Source organism: Winogradskya humida (assembly GCF_016862215.1).
Taxonomy (GTDB): Bacteria; Actinomycetota; Actinomycetes; order Mycobacteriales; family Micromonosporaceae; genus Actinoplanes; species Actinoplanes humidus.
Map to the genome: position 1 here is coordinate 152,294 of NZ_BOMN01000040.1, position 14,921 is coordinate 167,214.

The following is a 14,921-nucleotide window of genomic DNA, read 5'->3' on the forward strand; positions in this document are numbered from 1 at the left end:
GAATAATTACGTGTCACCCGCCCGGGTGATGTCGGCAAGGTGATTGTGTGATGAATCAGGCGTTGCGGAACAACTCGATCTCGCAGACGGCGACCTGCTTGCCGGGCTGGGCGCCGTACGCCGATTCGAGCACGAACTGCACCCGTCGCGTGTTCGGAGCGTCCATCTCGACCAGTAGCGCCTCCCCGTCGCTGAGCTTGTAGCTGCCCACGCTCCGGCGGCCCTGCGCGTCGGTGACGACGACCTGGATCTGCTGTGGACGGGCCTGCTGATCGCGGTCGGCAGGGTCGGTCGAGACGCCGGGGAAGATCCGGACCGCGCGCAGGTTGATCGGCTGCGAGTAGTCGGCCTGGATGACGGCGCCCCGGCTGTCCCCTTCGCGCCCGGTGCCCCACCAGGAGTCCGAGACACCGTCGAACGCGTTCTGCGGCGGGTGCTTCGGATCCTGCACGCTGGCCTCGGCGGCGACCGGCGGCGCCTTGACCAGGTTCGGTGGCGGCACGTTGATCTCGTTGTCGGCGCGCGCCCGGATCAGCGCGGTGATGGCGAAGACCGCACCGGCGAGCAGTGCGAGCGTCAGCACGATCGCCCCGATGATCAGCAGCAGCTTGCGGGTGTTGCGCCGCGGCGGCGGTGCGGCCGCGGCGGGCGGCGGGTTGTGCAGCTCGGCGCCGCAGTTGCGGCAGAACGTCCGGTCGGTGCGGTTTCCGACGCCACAGTTCCAGCAGGTGATGCCGCTCTCCTCGGCTGCGGCCGCTGGGCGGGTCGGAGGTTGCTGCGGTGCGGGACGGCCGGGGAGCACCGCGGGTACGCCGTCCCCGTCGAGATCCTGTGCTCCTTGCGGCTCGGATACGGGCAGGAGCAGGGCCCGGGCCCTCTCGGCGTCGGTCTGTTTCCTGGGGTCGCTCACTGGGGTTCCTTTCGCAGTACCGCAACGGTGTAGGGCAGATGAGCGGGGCGGCTGGCGGCCACCACGGCCGCCAGCCGCGCGACGTCCACGGACGAGGGATCCGGCACGCGCAGGGCCACGGCGAGCTGAGCCCGTGGCGAACCGGGGAACGGGCCGAGCGGTCGCGCCGACCAGACCGTGGCGCCGCTCTCGGTGATCTCGGGTTCGACGCCGAAGGCCAACCGGACCGCGGCGGCGAGGCCGGCCCGGGTGCCGCGACGCTGATGCACGGCGACAGCGGTGGCCACTGCCTCGCGGCGGAACTCGTCGGCGACCATCCCCGCCTCGACGCCCACCCAGGACCCGAGGAAGTCCACGAAATCGGCCGGTGCGACCCCTGGCCGGAAGTACGCGTCCAGGTTGTCGAGGACGCCGACCAGCGGAGCCAGCAACGCGTCGAGCCCGCCGGCGAAACCCCGCATCAACAGGTCGTCCGCGTAGACCGCGGGCATCGCGTCGGCGAGCGGGTACGCGCTGGTCAGCCCCTCGATCGAGCCGCGCATCAGGTCACCACCCGCACCGTGTGCTCGTACGAGAAGAACAGCGAGGCGCCGCTCAGCTCGATGCGGTCCGTGGGGTCGCCGCGCCGTCCGGTCAGCGGGTCGGCAGCGTTCAGCGTGACCTCGTCGACCAGGTCGACACCCGGCACCCGCTGCAGGGCAGCGAAGATCTCGCCGGCCCGCAGCGGGCGCCCGAACGGCCAGCCGGTCCCGTCGGCGCCGCCGGTCAGCGGATCGAGATAGCGGTAGACGGCGTCCAGCGCGGCGGCCCGGACGTCCTCGCCGCGACCCGGATCTCGCTGCACGTTGATCGACGCGGCGACCGTGACGCCCTGGTAGAACGGTGGCCCGATGGAGAGCCGGGTGCCGAGCGGACGGCGTTCGTCCAGATAACCAGTGATCCGCCCGAGTAGTTCGTCGGTCGGCACGAGCTGCTCGAACCGCATCCGGCCGTTGCGGTCCGGCACCGCCTGCGGCACGACGAGCAGCCGCACGGCGTTCTCACCGGCCTCGCGCGGGTCAACCCCCAGACACGCGATCCGGGCGGCTTCGGGTGCGGCTTGACGGGCGAGTTCCTCATAGTCGCGTACGGTCACCGCGCGCTCCTGGGCCCGCAACGTGATCGGTGCGCGGACCTTCGCCTCGTCCACGGTCTCGCCGTCGACCCCGCCCGTGGCGCCCTCGCGATTCTCGACGCGGGCGACGTACGGGATGGAACTGCGCAGCACCCGCACCAGCCCGCGCGAGACGTTCCCGCCGCGCCCACCACCACAGCGGTAGCGCCGTGCCCGGATGACCGCGCCCGTCGGCGGCACCACGCCGTACTGTCGCAGCGTGCCGTCGCTTTCCCGGACGGCCGGCCCGAACGCGATCTCCCCGGTTGTCGCGTCGACCACCACGTGCCGGTCGTCGGGACCGGAGGCGGAAAAGCTCTCGACCACCTGCCAGTCCTGCCAGCCTTCGCCGGTGGAGACCTGCAGGTGCAGCGGCGGGTCGGCGGCGATCAGAGGCGCATGCGTCAGCCGTACGCGCTGACCGGGCACCCCGGCGGATTCGCCGAGCGGCTCGTCGCGTACCTCGGTGGCATGAATCGCCCACCCGGTCGCACCGATGGTGAAAGCGGAGGCCTCGCGGATGCTGGGTGAGGTGTTGTAGAACGGCTGGCCGACGGCGGGGTTGACCGCCCGGCACCGCAGCCAGCCTGCGTTGTGGTCGCCGATCCGGGACGTCGCGTGCCCCTCCGGAAGGTGCAGCACGACCTCGCCGTTGCGGTTGAGCCCGCCGGTGGTGTCCTCGGCCAGTTCGCAGTCGCCCCACCCGGATTCGGTCCACGCCTCCCAGCGCAGTGGCGGCTTGCGCGGGTCGACACCGACACCGTCGACCCGGCTGTCCAGCCGCAGCACCACGGCACCGCCCGGTACCGCGGCCGAGAGCCCGAAAAGGACAGCATCGCCCGGCTGCGGCGGGTCGGCGAAGATCGGCACATCCCCGTCGCCGAGCACGTCGTTCGTCCGATCGACCGGTGGACCGCCGGCATTTTGGATCAGTACGCGCTCGAGTGCGCACGGCGGCACGACAAGATCCCGCTCGGTCGCGAAGACCACCGCCTCCTCGGCTTCGGTCCGCTCGGTCGCGACCTCGGTGCCGGCGGGCATCACGACCGGCTCCGGCTGCGGCGCCGACAGCCAGAACGTGACGCCGACCCGGGCCGCAGCCGGGGGGAAGAGGCGCACGCCCAGCAGGTCGAGAAAGGCCAGATAGTTCTTGTCGGGTACGCGGTTGAGCCGGTACACGAGCTGATCGGTCATGTGCGCGACCGCCTCGATCAGCGTGATCCCCGGGTCGGAGACGTTGTGATCGGTCCACTCGGTGCTGCGTCGCTGGATGTGCCGCTTCGCGTCGTCGACGAACTGCTGGAACCGGCGGTCGTCGAGATTGGGTGTGGGCAGAGCCATCAGGACCCCCCTTCCACGGCTGGGATCACATAGAACGGGAAGACCAGGTTGCGAGGGTTGTTCGTTCCACTGATCACGTAGCGGATCTCGATCACCAGGACCGCGTCGTCGTCCTCGGCGGGTTCGACCAGTACGTCGACCACGTCGATGCGCGGCTCCCAGCGGTCCAGGCTCGCGCGGACCTCGTACCGGATGCGGCCCGCGGTCGCCTCGTTCGCGGGAGCGAAGACCAGGTCGTGGATGGCGCACCCGAAATCGGGGCGCATCGGTCGCTCACCCGGCGCGGTCGCGAGGATCAGCCGGATGGCCTCCTCGACCTCCCGTTCCCGGCGGACCAGCGCGATCCCGCCCGACGAATCGGTACGCGCCGGAAACGCCCATCCCGCGCCGACGAATTGCGCCCCCATCAGAAAGGCACCCCGTTGCGCAACGTGACACCGGTCAGCGTCACGGTCGCCGCGGTCACCGAGGCGTTCGACGGCGACGTCAGCAGGATCGGCCCCGCGGATTTGATCTGTGCGGTGCCGACCGCGTCGAGCATCACGGCACCGGCCGCATTGATGCCGACGCGCCCGCCCGCGCGTACGTTGACCTGCCCGCCCCCGGAGATGTTCACCGATCGGCCCGCGGTCAGGTTCAGGTCGCCGCCGGCCTTGATGTCCACGTTGCGGGTGCCCTCGATCTTCACGGTGCCGTCGCTGTGCACGGTCACGGTTGTCCTCGTCTCATCCAGGTGCACGCTGAGCGACCCGTCCCCGGTGCGCAGCCGGATGCCGCTCGATCTGCGCGTCTTCGCGTCCAGCAGCTGCACCTGATGGCCGCTGCGCGACGCGGTGCTGCGCCAGTTCACGGCGCCGCTGGTCGGGTCGACGCTCGGGATGCCGTCCGGGTCCGGGGTCGGCTTGTCGACGCCGTTGTAGAGCCCGGCCAGCACGTACGGGTGCTCCAGCGAGCCACGGTCGAACGCGACCAGCACCTCGTCACCGACCTCGGGCAGCACCAGGCCACCGCCGCGGACCCCACCGAGTTGGGCGATGCGGCACCAGTCCGACTCGTACGTGTCGGACAGCCAGGGGAAACGCACCTTGACCCGGCTCATGCGCATCGGGTCCTTGATGTTGCTGACCAGCGCGGTGACCACGCCGGGCAGGCTCGGCGCGGGAGCCCCGCCGGCCGTGAGCCCGTACAGCGAGCGGAACTGCCGGCCGGAGACGGTGACCCGGGTCGTGTACCGGCGCCCGGAGCTGAAAATGTGCCGCGCACCGGTCACCGTGTACTGACCCTCGAACGGCCTGCCCGCACCCTTCACCGCGACGGGGGTGCCGGGGCGGATCGCCGGATTGCCGGTGACCTCCACCTCCAGCTCCGCGAACGAGCCGGCGACGTCGTGGGCGAGGGCTGTTGCCGCATGGCGGACCTGGGCTTGTGCTGTGTAGGGCGTAGCCGTCTCGACGAGCTCGGCTATCCCGAAGCCGGTGGTCAGTTGACCCGGGGTGACGTCCGTCTTGATGTCCGGGGTCGAACCGGCGGTGGCACTGCCGGTCAGCGCACGTTTGGTCCGCACGTCCCAGCCGCGCACCGAAACGTTCTTGACCTGCCCGGACGCCGTGACCCCGGCCCTCGCGTACAGCGTGTTCGCACCCACCTCCAGCACGAACGGGCTCTTCGCGGCGGGCGTGGTGTCCGCAGGCGCCCCGCTGGCCGGCCGCAACGCGGTGAACTGCAGCTTGCCGTCCTCGTCGAAGAACAACCGGACGTCGTTCTCCCGCGCGAGCCCGGTCAGGAAATCCCAGTCCGTGATGTTCGGCTGCGTGGCCAGGTCGTACACGGTCGGCGTGGCATCAACCCGGCCGATCCGCAGCCCGGCCCGACCGGCCAGCCGGCGCACGATGTCGCTCGCGGTCATGTTCGGATACCCCTCGACCCGCCGGTTCCGCAGCAACCGGTGCCCCGGGTCGTACCCGCGAACCACCAGCGACCGCCCGCCGCCGTCGGCATCCAGCTCCAGCCCGGTGACCTCCCCGGTCAGCATCGGCTTACCCCGGGACCCACCGGTCACCGGCGACAGCTTGACCGCTGCACCGACCGCCAGCTGCGGAAACTTGCGCACCACGTCGCCACCGGGATCGGCGAAGGCCAACCGGAAAGCGGACGGTACGGTCACGCTCGTATCGACCCATCCCTCGATCAGCAGCGCCGCGAGCGGATCGGGCAACGGCGCACCACCGACCTCAACCCGCAGAACACTCGTGTACGTCTCGGCGCTCATCTGTCCGCCCTCAGCTCATCGACCGCGGGCAGCAGCAATTCCCGTCCGGGGCGCAACCGCATCGGATCGTCGATGCCGTTCGCCTCGGCGATGAGGCGCCACGCGGTCGGATCGCCGTACTCCCGCCACGCGAGGCTCGCCAGCGAATCCCCGGCGACAACCTGATGCACCCGCCGCGCGTTCAACGCACCGGACGTCGGGTTCTGTCCCTTCGTGGGTAGCGGAATCTCGCGCAACGACAGCTGGCAGGAGGCACGCAACGGCTCCCCTGCCGGGCTGAAAAGCGTGTAGGTCGCGCTGACACTTTCCACATGCGCGGCGAACTGGACCGTTGTGAACGACCCCCACGAAAACCGCACCCACGGCGTCTCGGGTTTGTTCGACGCGACGGTCGACGGATCCACCTCGCAGCAGGAGAGCAGCTGCTCGACCTGGGTGCGGACCTGGCCGGCTTTCGGCGTACCGGAAGCGTCGAGAAAGACCTCGACCTGCATCGTCGCGGGCGCCGAACCGGCGAACTCGGGAATCGGCCCCCGCTCGAAGGCGACGGCCTTGCGTGAATTCCAGCTCGCCGACCGGCTCAACTGAAGCTGGTTCGGATTGAATTGGAAACGCAGCTCACCTTTGCGCCCACCCGTCCCCGCCGGTGGTTTGTGCACGGTGAGCGTCGCCCGGGCCAGATTTGAACTCGTGGGAGGCATCAGACACCCCGCGCATCGGTGAACCCGTGATGCGCGATCTCCAGTGTCTCCGTCGCCACCCCCGGGCTGCCGGGATCGAGCGTCGGCCCCTGCCACCGGACCGGAAGAACCTCGACCAGCCCCCACTGAGCCACCGTCGAACCGTCCGCCCGCAACGCAGCGATCTGCGCGGTGGGCCGCTGCACACCCGTGGTCACCGAGGAGATCCACGCGGCGACCTTCGTGGTGTCCGGGGTGAGTGGACGGGTCAGCCGGATCGTGGAAAAGGTCACCCGGGTCGGCAGCTGCCATACGAAACCGTTGTTGCCACCCTCCTGCCGCTGCTCGACCTCAACCTCGGAGGAGAGACCGTCACAGCCATGAAAAAGTCCCAGGTCCCGGCCATCAACAGCCAACCGGAAAAACACAGTGGATCCCGGATCCAACGCACCGGCCATCAGTAACCCCTCACCCTCGGTCCCTCAACAGCCCAAGCCGCTCCCGATCCGCCCGCAACTCAGCCCGAAGAAGCCGCGTAACCGGATCAATCAGCCGACGGGCCAACGCATCCACATCCGCGTCGCTGCCGCCTGTTTCCGCCCTCTGCGTCGCTACGGGCTCAGCCCGGACCCCAGCGGCCACCGACCTGCCACCGGCCTGCCCCGCCGGAGCCGGCCCGAGCGCCGATGTTGTGACCGGCCCCCCTGCCGATGGGGTGGCCGGTCCGCGCGCCGATGTTGTGACCGGTCCCCCTGCCGATGGTGTGGCCGGTTTGTCCGCCGGGTTCCGATCGGTGGGTGGCCGGTTGATCACACCCGCGGTGGGGCGAGTCGCAAGCCCCTGGGCGGACCGTTGAACATCCGGACCACCAGCGGCGCTGTGACCCGTTGTCCGAGGTCGGCTTGCCACCTCTGGCCATCGTTCGGCAACCGGCCCCGAAGCACCGATCACCGGCCGCACCAACGGAACCCGACCCACTCGTTCTCCGCGTGACGCACCCCCGGCCGGCCACGCCCGACCCTGTGCTGCCTGGTCTTGCGCCGCTTTGCGCTGTACTGCCCGGTGTTGCGCCGCTAGGCCTTGTGCTGCCTGGCCTTGCGCTGCCTGGGGCTGCGCTGCCTGGGGCTGCGCTGCTCGGCCTTGACCTGTCTGGCCTCGTGTCACCTGGGCTCGTGGCGCCTGGCCTTGTGGCGCCTGGCCTCGCGTCGCGTGGGCTTGCGTTGCCTGGGTTGGCGTCGCCAATCGGGCTATCGGTGTCGGATCAGCCGAAGCTGTGGACGGTTGAATCGCCGGGACCGCCTCACCGATCCCGGCGAACCGCCCGACGGACGTGGCGGCTCCCGGGGGAAGAGCCATACCGCGACCCGCCGAGTCTGGATGCGTACTGGAAACAGGAACGCTGTACCGCAGTGAATGCCCTGCCGCGTCAGGCGTTCGCCCGCCCGGTCGGCCGCTGCCCGGCACATACGTCGCGTGATTCAGACGCCTGGCAACAGGTAGCGGTCCCGCCCCACCCCGCGCCTGCGCAATGGGCTGTTGTCCTGCCCCACCCCGCGCCTGTGCAACGGGCTGTCGTCCTACCCCACCCCGCGCCTGTGCAACGGGCTGTCGTGGCGCGCTGCTCCGCACCTCAGCAACCGGAGCGGCCGCGCCACCAACCGGGGCGGCCGCGCCACCAACCGGACGAACGGCAGTCGAGGGCACCGCTGGTCGAAGCACTGGCGAGCCCTCCTGACCGGCGAACAGCGCAAATCCCGGTTTTCCTGACGACGAAGCATCGGCTGCATCAACCCGCGCGACCGGCTTACTCAGGTGCACCGGACCCGCGCTTCGCTGCACGGGCGGAGCGGTTCGCTGCACGGCGGCTGCGGCTACATCCCGTTGCACTAGACCTGTGACATGTTGCGCCGGCCCAGTGGCATGTTGCGCTGGCCCTGTGGCATGTGGCGCCGGTCCGGTGGCAGACCCCGCCGGTTTCAAGGCGCTTCCCGCACGCTGCGCGGCGTGCTGCGCCGGTTTGCTGTGCTGCTGTGAACGGTCGGTGGCGTGGCTGGGCCGCGGCGCCGTGTACTCAGCCGGCCCCGTGGCATGTTGCGTCGCGTCCGTGTTCTGTGGCGATGCGTTCGTGGTTTGTTGCGCTGGATTCGCGCTCTGTTGCACCGATCTCGTGGTCTGTTGCATTGGTCGCGTGGTCTGTTGCCTGGAGGTCGGGGCATGGTGCACCCGGTCTGCGTTTCGCTGCACAGGGTCTGCGTCGGTCGACTTCGGAGGTCCACCTTGCGGCAATGACGCGATGTCTTGTGAACTCGGACGGATCGGCGTGAATGAAGTGGCAGACGAGGGCCGGGCAGCGGTCGAGGACGAACTCGTTGAGAAACCCGCGCTCGGAACTGACCCTGAAGATGAACGCGGCCCTGAACCCGTCACGGGCCTGACACCTGCGCTCGGCCCGCTGCCTGCACTCGGCCCGGCACCTGCACTCGGCCCGGTACCCGCGATTGGCCCGCTGCCTGCACTCGGCCCGGCACCTGCGTTCGGCCCGCTACCTGCACTCGGCCCGCTGCCTGCACTCGGCCCAGTGCCCGCGATTTGCCCAGTGCCTGCGCTCGGTCCGGTGCCCGTGTCCGGCCTTGGGCTTGCCTGAAGACCGGCGACCGGCCGCAACGCAGCGGCGGATCGTGACACTGCGATCGGCTTGGTCGATGCCGTCGGGTGGAGTGCGGTAGCCGGCTGAGATGCTGCGGGCGGGTGGGGTGTGGCAGCTGGGCGAGGTGCGGCGGGCGAGTGCGGTGTGCTGACGGGCGCCAGGTCGGTGGGGTGCCGGGGTGGGCTGGCGATTGAGCTGGGATCGCTTGTCACAGGGAGGGGAGTTGCCGGGTTAGGGCCGGCGTTGTTCGGCGGGGGAACGGTCGGGCCAGGGGCGGCGGGTTCCGATGGATCGGGGTGGCTCTTGGAACGCTGGAGTGCGGTCGCCTGGCCGGCGGCGTCGGTCGGATGTACCTGGCTGGCGGGTGTGCGCAGGATTCGGCGGTTGCCTGGTGTCGCCGGCTGAGGTGCGCCGAGGCCCACAGCCCGCGGACCATTACCCGGCGCTGACTGCAAAGGCCGCGTCTGCGGAGTAGGAACCGGGGGCGCGGCTGATGGTGCCGGCACCGGCGTGCCCAGACCTGCACGGCGAGAGACGTTTGCTGCCGAGAGGTGTCGAGTTGGTGCGGGGTTGGTCGTCGGGCCTGGCCGCACTCGGGGGGCGGCCAGGCCCGAAGTTACCTTTGGCAGCCGAATCTCGGGTGGTGGGCCGCTTCGGACAACGGGCATCGGCATCTCAGGGGCTGCCGAGGCCCGAACGGACGGGCGAGCCGGTTGCTGGATGGTGATCGGTGCAGGGGGAACCGGTTGCTGGACGGTGATCGGTGCAGGGGGTACCGGTGCCGGCGGCATCGAGGGCAGATCCTGGTGGAGGGCTCCGATGGGCGTACCCCGGTGAATTGATCCCAGCGTTCCGCCCACGAAGCTGGGACTTCGGTGCGCGGCCAGGGTTTTCTGGAAGCCTGTGTCCAGAGTGGCCGGTGCCGATGGTGCAGCCGCGCGCTGGACCGGGGATGCGGAAGGCCACGCCGGGGCCGGTGGTGGTGTCGCGGGCTTGCGACGGGTGAAGAAACCCATGGTCAGCTGCCTCCGTTCGCGGCCAGGGCCGCCGCCTCCCGGTGGAAGCGGCGGCGGTCGGGGTGCTCCAGGTCGAGGATGGTGTCGAGGGACCAGTGCAGGTGGTGGGCTACGTACGCGATCTCGGCGTGCAGGGCGCCGGAGGCGTACGTCAGGGTTCCCCCAGGCGGCTCCCGCCGAGGTCGATCTCGAACGGTTCGGTGCAGTGCGGGCAGGTGACCGAGGCGCGGGTGTGGCCGTCCGCGTTGATCTGGCGGTAGAAGTCCTGCAGGAAGGCCAGGTCGGTGGCGAAGAGGCTTTCCACCACGGTGTCGCTGATCAGCGGGAGGGTGCCGAGGGTGACGATCACCCGGGCGAGCAGGACCACCGAGAGGTACGCCGGGTTCTCCTGGACGCGGAGGTCTCGCAGTGGCACCAGTTCGTCGCGGGCTGTGGCCAGGCGCATCGTGCCCGTGCGGTGGATCTTGCCCGCTTCGTCGACGTAGCCGCGGGGGAGCTCGAACGCGAATTCCGTGCGCAGAGCGGTGCGGGACATTATTCGATGACCAGTTCCTCGAAGACGATGGTCACCTGCTCGGTGAGCGCTGTCGCGTCGCCGGCCTTGACGCCGCTGGTCTCGACCTTGCTGCACCAGGCGTTGCGGAGGTTGTAGCGCTTGACCGCCGTACCCTGATAGTCCATCAGCATGATCGTGGCGTTCTTGCGGGCGCTGCTCATGTTGCCGGCGACCGACTCGTTGATCCACTGGGTGAAGGCCGCGGATTCGGTCATGCCGCGGGTCACCGTGCACTCGCCGGCCTTCTTCACTCCGGGCATCTTCTTGGTGATCGGCTTGCCGGCGGCGGACACCTGCTGGTATTCGATGACGTCCTGTTCCATCGAGAGGCCGCCGACCTCCTGGAGGTATTCGACCATCACGCCGTCGATCTGCAGGCCGAAGTTGTGGGCGGCGAGGGCATCACCGGGCTGGAGAGTCATGGGAAACGCACCTTTCTACAGGGAGGTCAGTTCGCCGGCGCCGCCGGAGAACTGGGCCAGGCGGAAGACGACGAACTCGGCGGGCTTGACCGGCGCGATGCCGACCTCGCAGACGACCCGGCCGGCGTCGACGGATTCGGGGGTGTTGGTCTCGGCGTCGCATTTGACGTAGAAGGCGTCCTCGGGCCGGCTGCCGAAGAGCGCACCGGCCCGCCACTCGTTGACCAGGAAAGCCGAGATGTTGCGACGGATCCGTGCCCACAGCGCCTCGTCGTTGGGTTCGAAGACGACCCACTGGGTGCCGATGAGTATGGATTCCTCGACGTAGTTGAAGTAGCGGCGCACGTTCAGGTAGCGCCAGGCCGGGTCCGAGGCGACCGTGCGGGCTCCCCACACCCGGATGCCGCGTCCGGCGAAGGCCCTGATGCAGTTGACACCGACCGGGTTGAGCAGGTCCTGCTCATTGCGGGTGAGCTGAAGTTCGAGGTCGACGGCGCCGCGGACGACCTCGTTGGCGGGTGCTTTGTGTACGCCGCGTTCGCTGTCGTTGCGTGCCCAGATGCCGGCGAGGTGGCCGCTCGGCGGCACGATGCGCTGCTGGCCACCGGCCGGGTCGAAGACCTTCAGCCACGGGTAGTAGACCGCGCCGTACGGGGTGTCGTAGCCCGCCGTCTCCTGCCGCCATTGGCGTACCTGCTTGACGTTGAGCCCGGGCGGCGGGTCGAGCAGCGCCATCCGATCGCCCATCTGCTCGCAGTGCGCGATCATGCCGAGCTGGACGGCTTTGACGCCGTCGAGGTCGATCGCGCCGCGCTCGTACGCTGCCATCAGGTCCGGCACCGCGACCATGCTGATCTCGTCGATCGCTTCGAGCCCGCCGAAGCCGGTCCGCTCGGCGGAGTCACCCAGGAACTGGCCGCTGGAAAGCGGTGCTACGGCGGTCAGTACGGGCGCAGGCGGCGACGGAAGGGAGAGCGACTGGTTGGCGGGGCGGGCGAGCTGTGCAGCCGGCGCGGCCTCGTCGACGGTGATGAGTTTGGAACGCTGCCGGACCTGGGCCACCACGTAGTTGCGTCCGCCCTTGCGCGCTGACACGTCGAACGACTCCGCGACGGTGTCGCCGTCCTTGACGATCAGGGTGAAGCGGTCGTCGGGGCCTTCGCCGGTCGGGTCGCCGACCTCGACGGTGAGGCCGCCGTTGCGTGCACCGCCGTTGCCGAGCGCCGCGACCCGGAACGTCCCGAGCTGAGTGGGCTCTCCGTCCGGAAGCGCGCGAGGCGCGGACGTACGCGCAGCAGTCGGCCCACCACCGACCCGCACGACGTACGCCGCAGAGCCTCCGTTGTTGAAGAACCCGTAGACGGAGTGCGCGAGGTAGTACTCCTCGGTGAACTCGCCGAACGCCGCGACGTACTGCGACCAGTTGGTGACCAGCGTCGGCTCGTTGAGCGGTCCGGTGGGGGCGAGGCCCACGAACGCGGCGACCGAGGTGCCCACCCCCTCGATGGGCCGGGACCCGCCGGCGACCTCCTCGACGTAGACGCCGGGCGACAGATACGTCGGCATGGTGGCTCCTCCTGGAAGTTCTGGTTGGAACTCCAGCCTCGCCCGTCGGGAACGCCGCGCACACGGACCACCGACTCGCGCCGGGGGCATGCGCGGTGACCGGAAGGGCAGGCCCCCGCCCGTGAGCGTGCCCGCTTGACTCCTGTCCCGACGCCCGCGCGAACCTAGAGTCCGGCTCATGAGTTTGTGGACGTTGCTCGAGCCCGCGTCGATCGCGGTGGATCCCGGCTCGTCGGGCACGGCGACGCTGCGGCTGCGCAACGACGGGGACACCGTCGAGGAGTACCAACTCGCGGTGGTGGGGGCGCCGGCGGCGTGGGCCCGGATCGAGCCCGCGGTCGTGCGGCTCTTCCCCGGCACTCGGGGACAGGCCGAGGTGACCTTCCGCCCCCCGCGTGCCCCGGAAGCGTTGGCGGGGCTCACCGCGTACGGAATAAGTGTCCGGAGCAGGCAGAACCCGGCGGTGTTCGACGTGGCCGAGGGGTCTGTGACGGTGTCGGCCTTCGGTGACGTGCGCGCGGAGCTGTTCCCGCTCACGGTCAAGGGCAGGCTCGCCGGACGTCCGGGTCTCACCGTGCGCAACCTGAGCAACGCCCCGCTGACCGCGGTCGTGCAGGCGCGTGACGACGAGGATGTGCTCACCTTCCGGCCGTGGCCGCAGGTCCTGCAGGTTCCGCCGGGCGGCACCGCGACCAGCGAGGTGAAGATCAGCCCGCGCGGCATCAGGCTGCTGCGTGGCGACAGCAGGCACACGTACGCGGCCACGGTCGTCCCCTCCGTGGCCGGCGCGACCGGACTGCCCGATCGCCTCGAGACCCGCGGGACCTTCGTCCGCCGCCCGGTGATGCCCCGATTCCTGTTGTTCGCCCTGGTGTTGCTGGTCGTGCTGGTGGGGCTCGGCGCGGGCGTCTACTACGGCGCGGGCTTGAACACGAACGGCTGAGGAGGCCGCAATGCATGCTCACGACCATGGTTCCCCGAAGTCCGAGGCGTCACCGAAGCCCGGTCCGGCCCGCAGCCTGCCGGTGACTCTGCAGCGGTTGGCGGGCAACCACGCCATGGTGCAGGCGAGCCTGCGGTCCGGCGGCGCGCCCCTGCCGGACGATCTGCGCACCGAGATGGAGGGCCGCCTCGGCGCGGGCTTCGGTGACGTACGCGTGCACACCGGGCCGAGCGCCCACGCGGCGGCGGCCGAGGTCCAGGCGCAGGCGTTCACCTCGGGGTCGCACATCGTCTTCGGGGCCGGCGCGTTCAGCGGGTCGGCCACCGGTAAGCATCTGCTGGCTCACGAGCTCACCCACGTCATCCAGCAGCGCCACGGCCCGGTGGCCGGCACCGACAGCGGCGACGGCCTGAGCATCAGCGACCCCGGCGACCGCTTCGAACGGGCGGCCGAGGCGAACGCCGCCCGCACTATGTCCGGCCCTGCTTCTGCACATCCCGGCCCCGTTCATGACCATGCTCCTGCGGCGGGCGGGAACGTTCAGCGCAAGCTTGTGAACGGCGCCTACGTTCCCGGCGAGCTGACGGCGTCGACCGACGACGTCCAGGCCCGATGGGGGAAGTTCAAGACGTCGACCACAAACGTGGAGAACCGCCTCTTCACGGAGTTCCTGCCGACGCTGGCCCAGCACCGCAAGAGCAACGGGCGGAGCAAGAACCCCGGGTACGCGCCGCAACTTCTGCAACAGCCCCCGGTGATGGCAAACGGCTACCTGTACCCGTCAAACCCCATCTCGGTCTTCCCCCACCCGACGGTGCGGCACGATCCGGAGAAGACCCGTGCGAAGAGCGTTGCCAAGGGCCTGCTGGAGTGGACCAAGAGCGCCACCGAAGGGGCCGAACGCTATTACGCGGAGATGCGCCAGACGGTCGCTCTGTTCGGGGGCGGGGGTGTGATGAGCTACCAGTTCGGGGTCAGCGACAAGAACGATCCCGACTCGTACTCGTTCCCCGCGATCACGGGCCAAGGCCTGGTGCCGTTCTCAGCCACGTCCGTCGAGTCGAAGCGGACAGCATCCGCGGTGCAGACCGAGACCGACAAGCTGATCAGGGAGGCACGCGCCCAGAGCGACAAGCGCGTTTCCGATCCGGCCTATTTCACGGCGTTCGGGCAGCGGATCGTGGCCGTCGAGATCGACAATCCAGGCAATCCCTGGCCGTTCACCCCGACGACAGTGCCCCCTGGTGGGCTTACCCCTGCTGATCTGACCGCCAGGATGGAGGACGCGGTCGACGGAAGGACGCTCTTCGACGCCGGGAAAGCGCCGAAGTACCACCACCGGCTCCGGGTGACCTATGTGTCCGGCAACAGTTTCGTCGCGCCGGGACATGTCTTCATTTATGACGTCTGAAGCCGAG

The 14,921-nt window shown here is 69.7% G+C and carries 13 protein-coding genes; 2 read left to right on the forward strand and 11 right to left on the reverse strand.

The genetic code is table 11. The features are described 5' to 3' along the window. Positions 1–55 precede the first annotated feature (55 nt). The 11 genes from Ahu01nite_RS16900 to Ahu01nite_RS16950 all read right to left on the reverse strand — a co-directional run bounded on the left by Ahu01nite_RS16900 (position 56) and on the right by Ahu01nite_RS16950 (position 12,560). Entirely contained in the window at positions 56–910 is an 855-nt protein-coding gene (locus Ahu01nite_RS16900; protein ID WP_203837477.1) for a zinc ribbon domain-containing protein, read from the reverse strand. Then, a complete protein-coding gene (locus Ahu01nite_RS16905) occupies positions 907–1,452 on the reverse strand; it encodes a phage tail protein (protein WP_203837478.1) in 546 nt (181 codons plus the stop codon). The genes Ahu01nite_RS16900 and Ahu01nite_RS16905 overlap by 4 nt, the downstream gene beginning before the upstream one ends. Further along, on the reverse strand, positions 1,452–3,404 hold the full coding sequence (locus Ahu01nite_RS16910) for a putative baseplate assembly protein (protein ID WP_203837479.1): 1,953 nt from the start codon (positions 3,402–3,404) through the stop codon (positions 1,452–1,454). The genes Ahu01nite_RS16905 and Ahu01nite_RS16910 overlap by 1 nt, the downstream gene beginning before the upstream one ends. Next, the gene (locus Ahu01nite_RS16915) at positions 3,404–3,811 is read right to left on the reverse strand and encodes a GPW/gp25 family protein (protein ID WP_203837480.1); all 408 of its coding nucleotides are present in this window, start codon (positions 3,809–3,811) and stop codon (positions 3,404–3,406) included. The genes Ahu01nite_RS16910 and Ahu01nite_RS16915 overlap by 1 nt, the downstream gene beginning before the upstream one ends. Continuing rightward, positions 3,811–5,673 carry a VgrG-related protein gene (locus tag Ahu01nite_RS16920; protein WP_203837481.1) on the reverse strand — a complete coding sequence of 621 codons (1,863 nt, stop codon included), beginning with the start codon at positions 5,671–5,673 and terminating at the stop codon, positions 3,811–3,813. Before Ahu01nite_RS16920 ends, Ahu01nite_RS16915 begins: the two co-directional genes overlap by 1 nt. Beyond that, a complete protein-coding gene (locus tag Ahu01nite_RS16925; RefSeq protein WP_203837482.1) occupies positions 5,670–6,374 on the reverse strand; it encodes a CIS tube protein in 705 nt (234 codons plus the stop codon). Before Ahu01nite_RS16925 ends, Ahu01nite_RS16920 begins: the two co-directional genes overlap by 4 nt. After that, positions 6,374–6,811, reverse strand: coding sequence for a phage tail protein (locus Ahu01nite_RS16930; protein WP_203837483.1), 438 nt, complete (start codon positions 6,809–6,811; stop codon positions 6,374–6,376). The genes Ahu01nite_RS16925 and Ahu01nite_RS16930 overlap by 1 nt, the downstream gene beginning before the upstream one ends. Before the next feature lie 3,207 nt (positions 6,812–10,018). Beyond that, positions 10,019–10,231 carry a DUF6760 family protein gene (locus tag Ahu01nite_RS51820; protein ID WP_369076634.1) on the reverse strand — a complete coding sequence of 71 codons (213 nt, stop codon included), beginning with the start codon at positions 10,229–10,231 and terminating at the stop codon, positions 10,019–10,021. After that, positions 10,168–10,551 (reverse strand): hypothetical protein, encoded by a 384-nt coding sequence (locus Ahu01nite_RS16940; RefSeq protein ID WP_203837485.1) that lies wholly within the window; start codon positions 10,549–10,551, stop codon positions 10,168–10,170. Before Ahu01nite_RS16940 ends, Ahu01nite_RS51820 begins: the two co-directional genes overlap by 64 nt. Further along, on the reverse strand, positions 10,551–10,994 hold the full coding sequence (locus tag Ahu01nite_RS16945) for a phage tail protein (RefSeq protein ID WP_203837486.1): 444 nt from the start codon (positions 10,992–10,994) through the stop codon (positions 10,551–10,553). Before Ahu01nite_RS16945 ends, Ahu01nite_RS16940 begins: the two co-directional genes overlap by 1 nt. A gap of 15 nt (positions 10,995–11,009) precedes the next feature. Next, positions 11,010–12,560, reverse strand: coding sequence for a phage tail sheath subtilisin-like domain-containing protein (locus Ahu01nite_RS16950; RefSeq protein WP_203837487.1), 1,551 nt, complete (start codon positions 12,558–12,560; stop codon positions 11,010–11,012). Positions 12,561–12,738: 178 nt separating this feature from the next. Between Ahu01nite_RS16950 and Ahu01nite_RS16955 the strand changes: the two genes are divergently transcribed. Then, positions 12,739–13,503 (forward strand): COG1470 family protein, encoded by a 765-nt coding sequence (locus Ahu01nite_RS16955; protein ID WP_203837488.1) that lies wholly within the window; start codon positions 12,739–12,741, stop codon positions 13,501–13,503. Between the two features lie 10 nt (positions 13,504–13,513). Continuing rightward, positions 13,514–14,914, forward strand: coding sequence for an eCIS core domain-containing protein (locus Ahu01nite_RS16960; protein ID WP_203837489.1), 1,401 nt, complete (start codon positions 13,514–13,516; stop codon positions 14,912–14,914). The last annotated feature ends 7 nt before the right edge of the window (positions 14,915–14,921 follow it).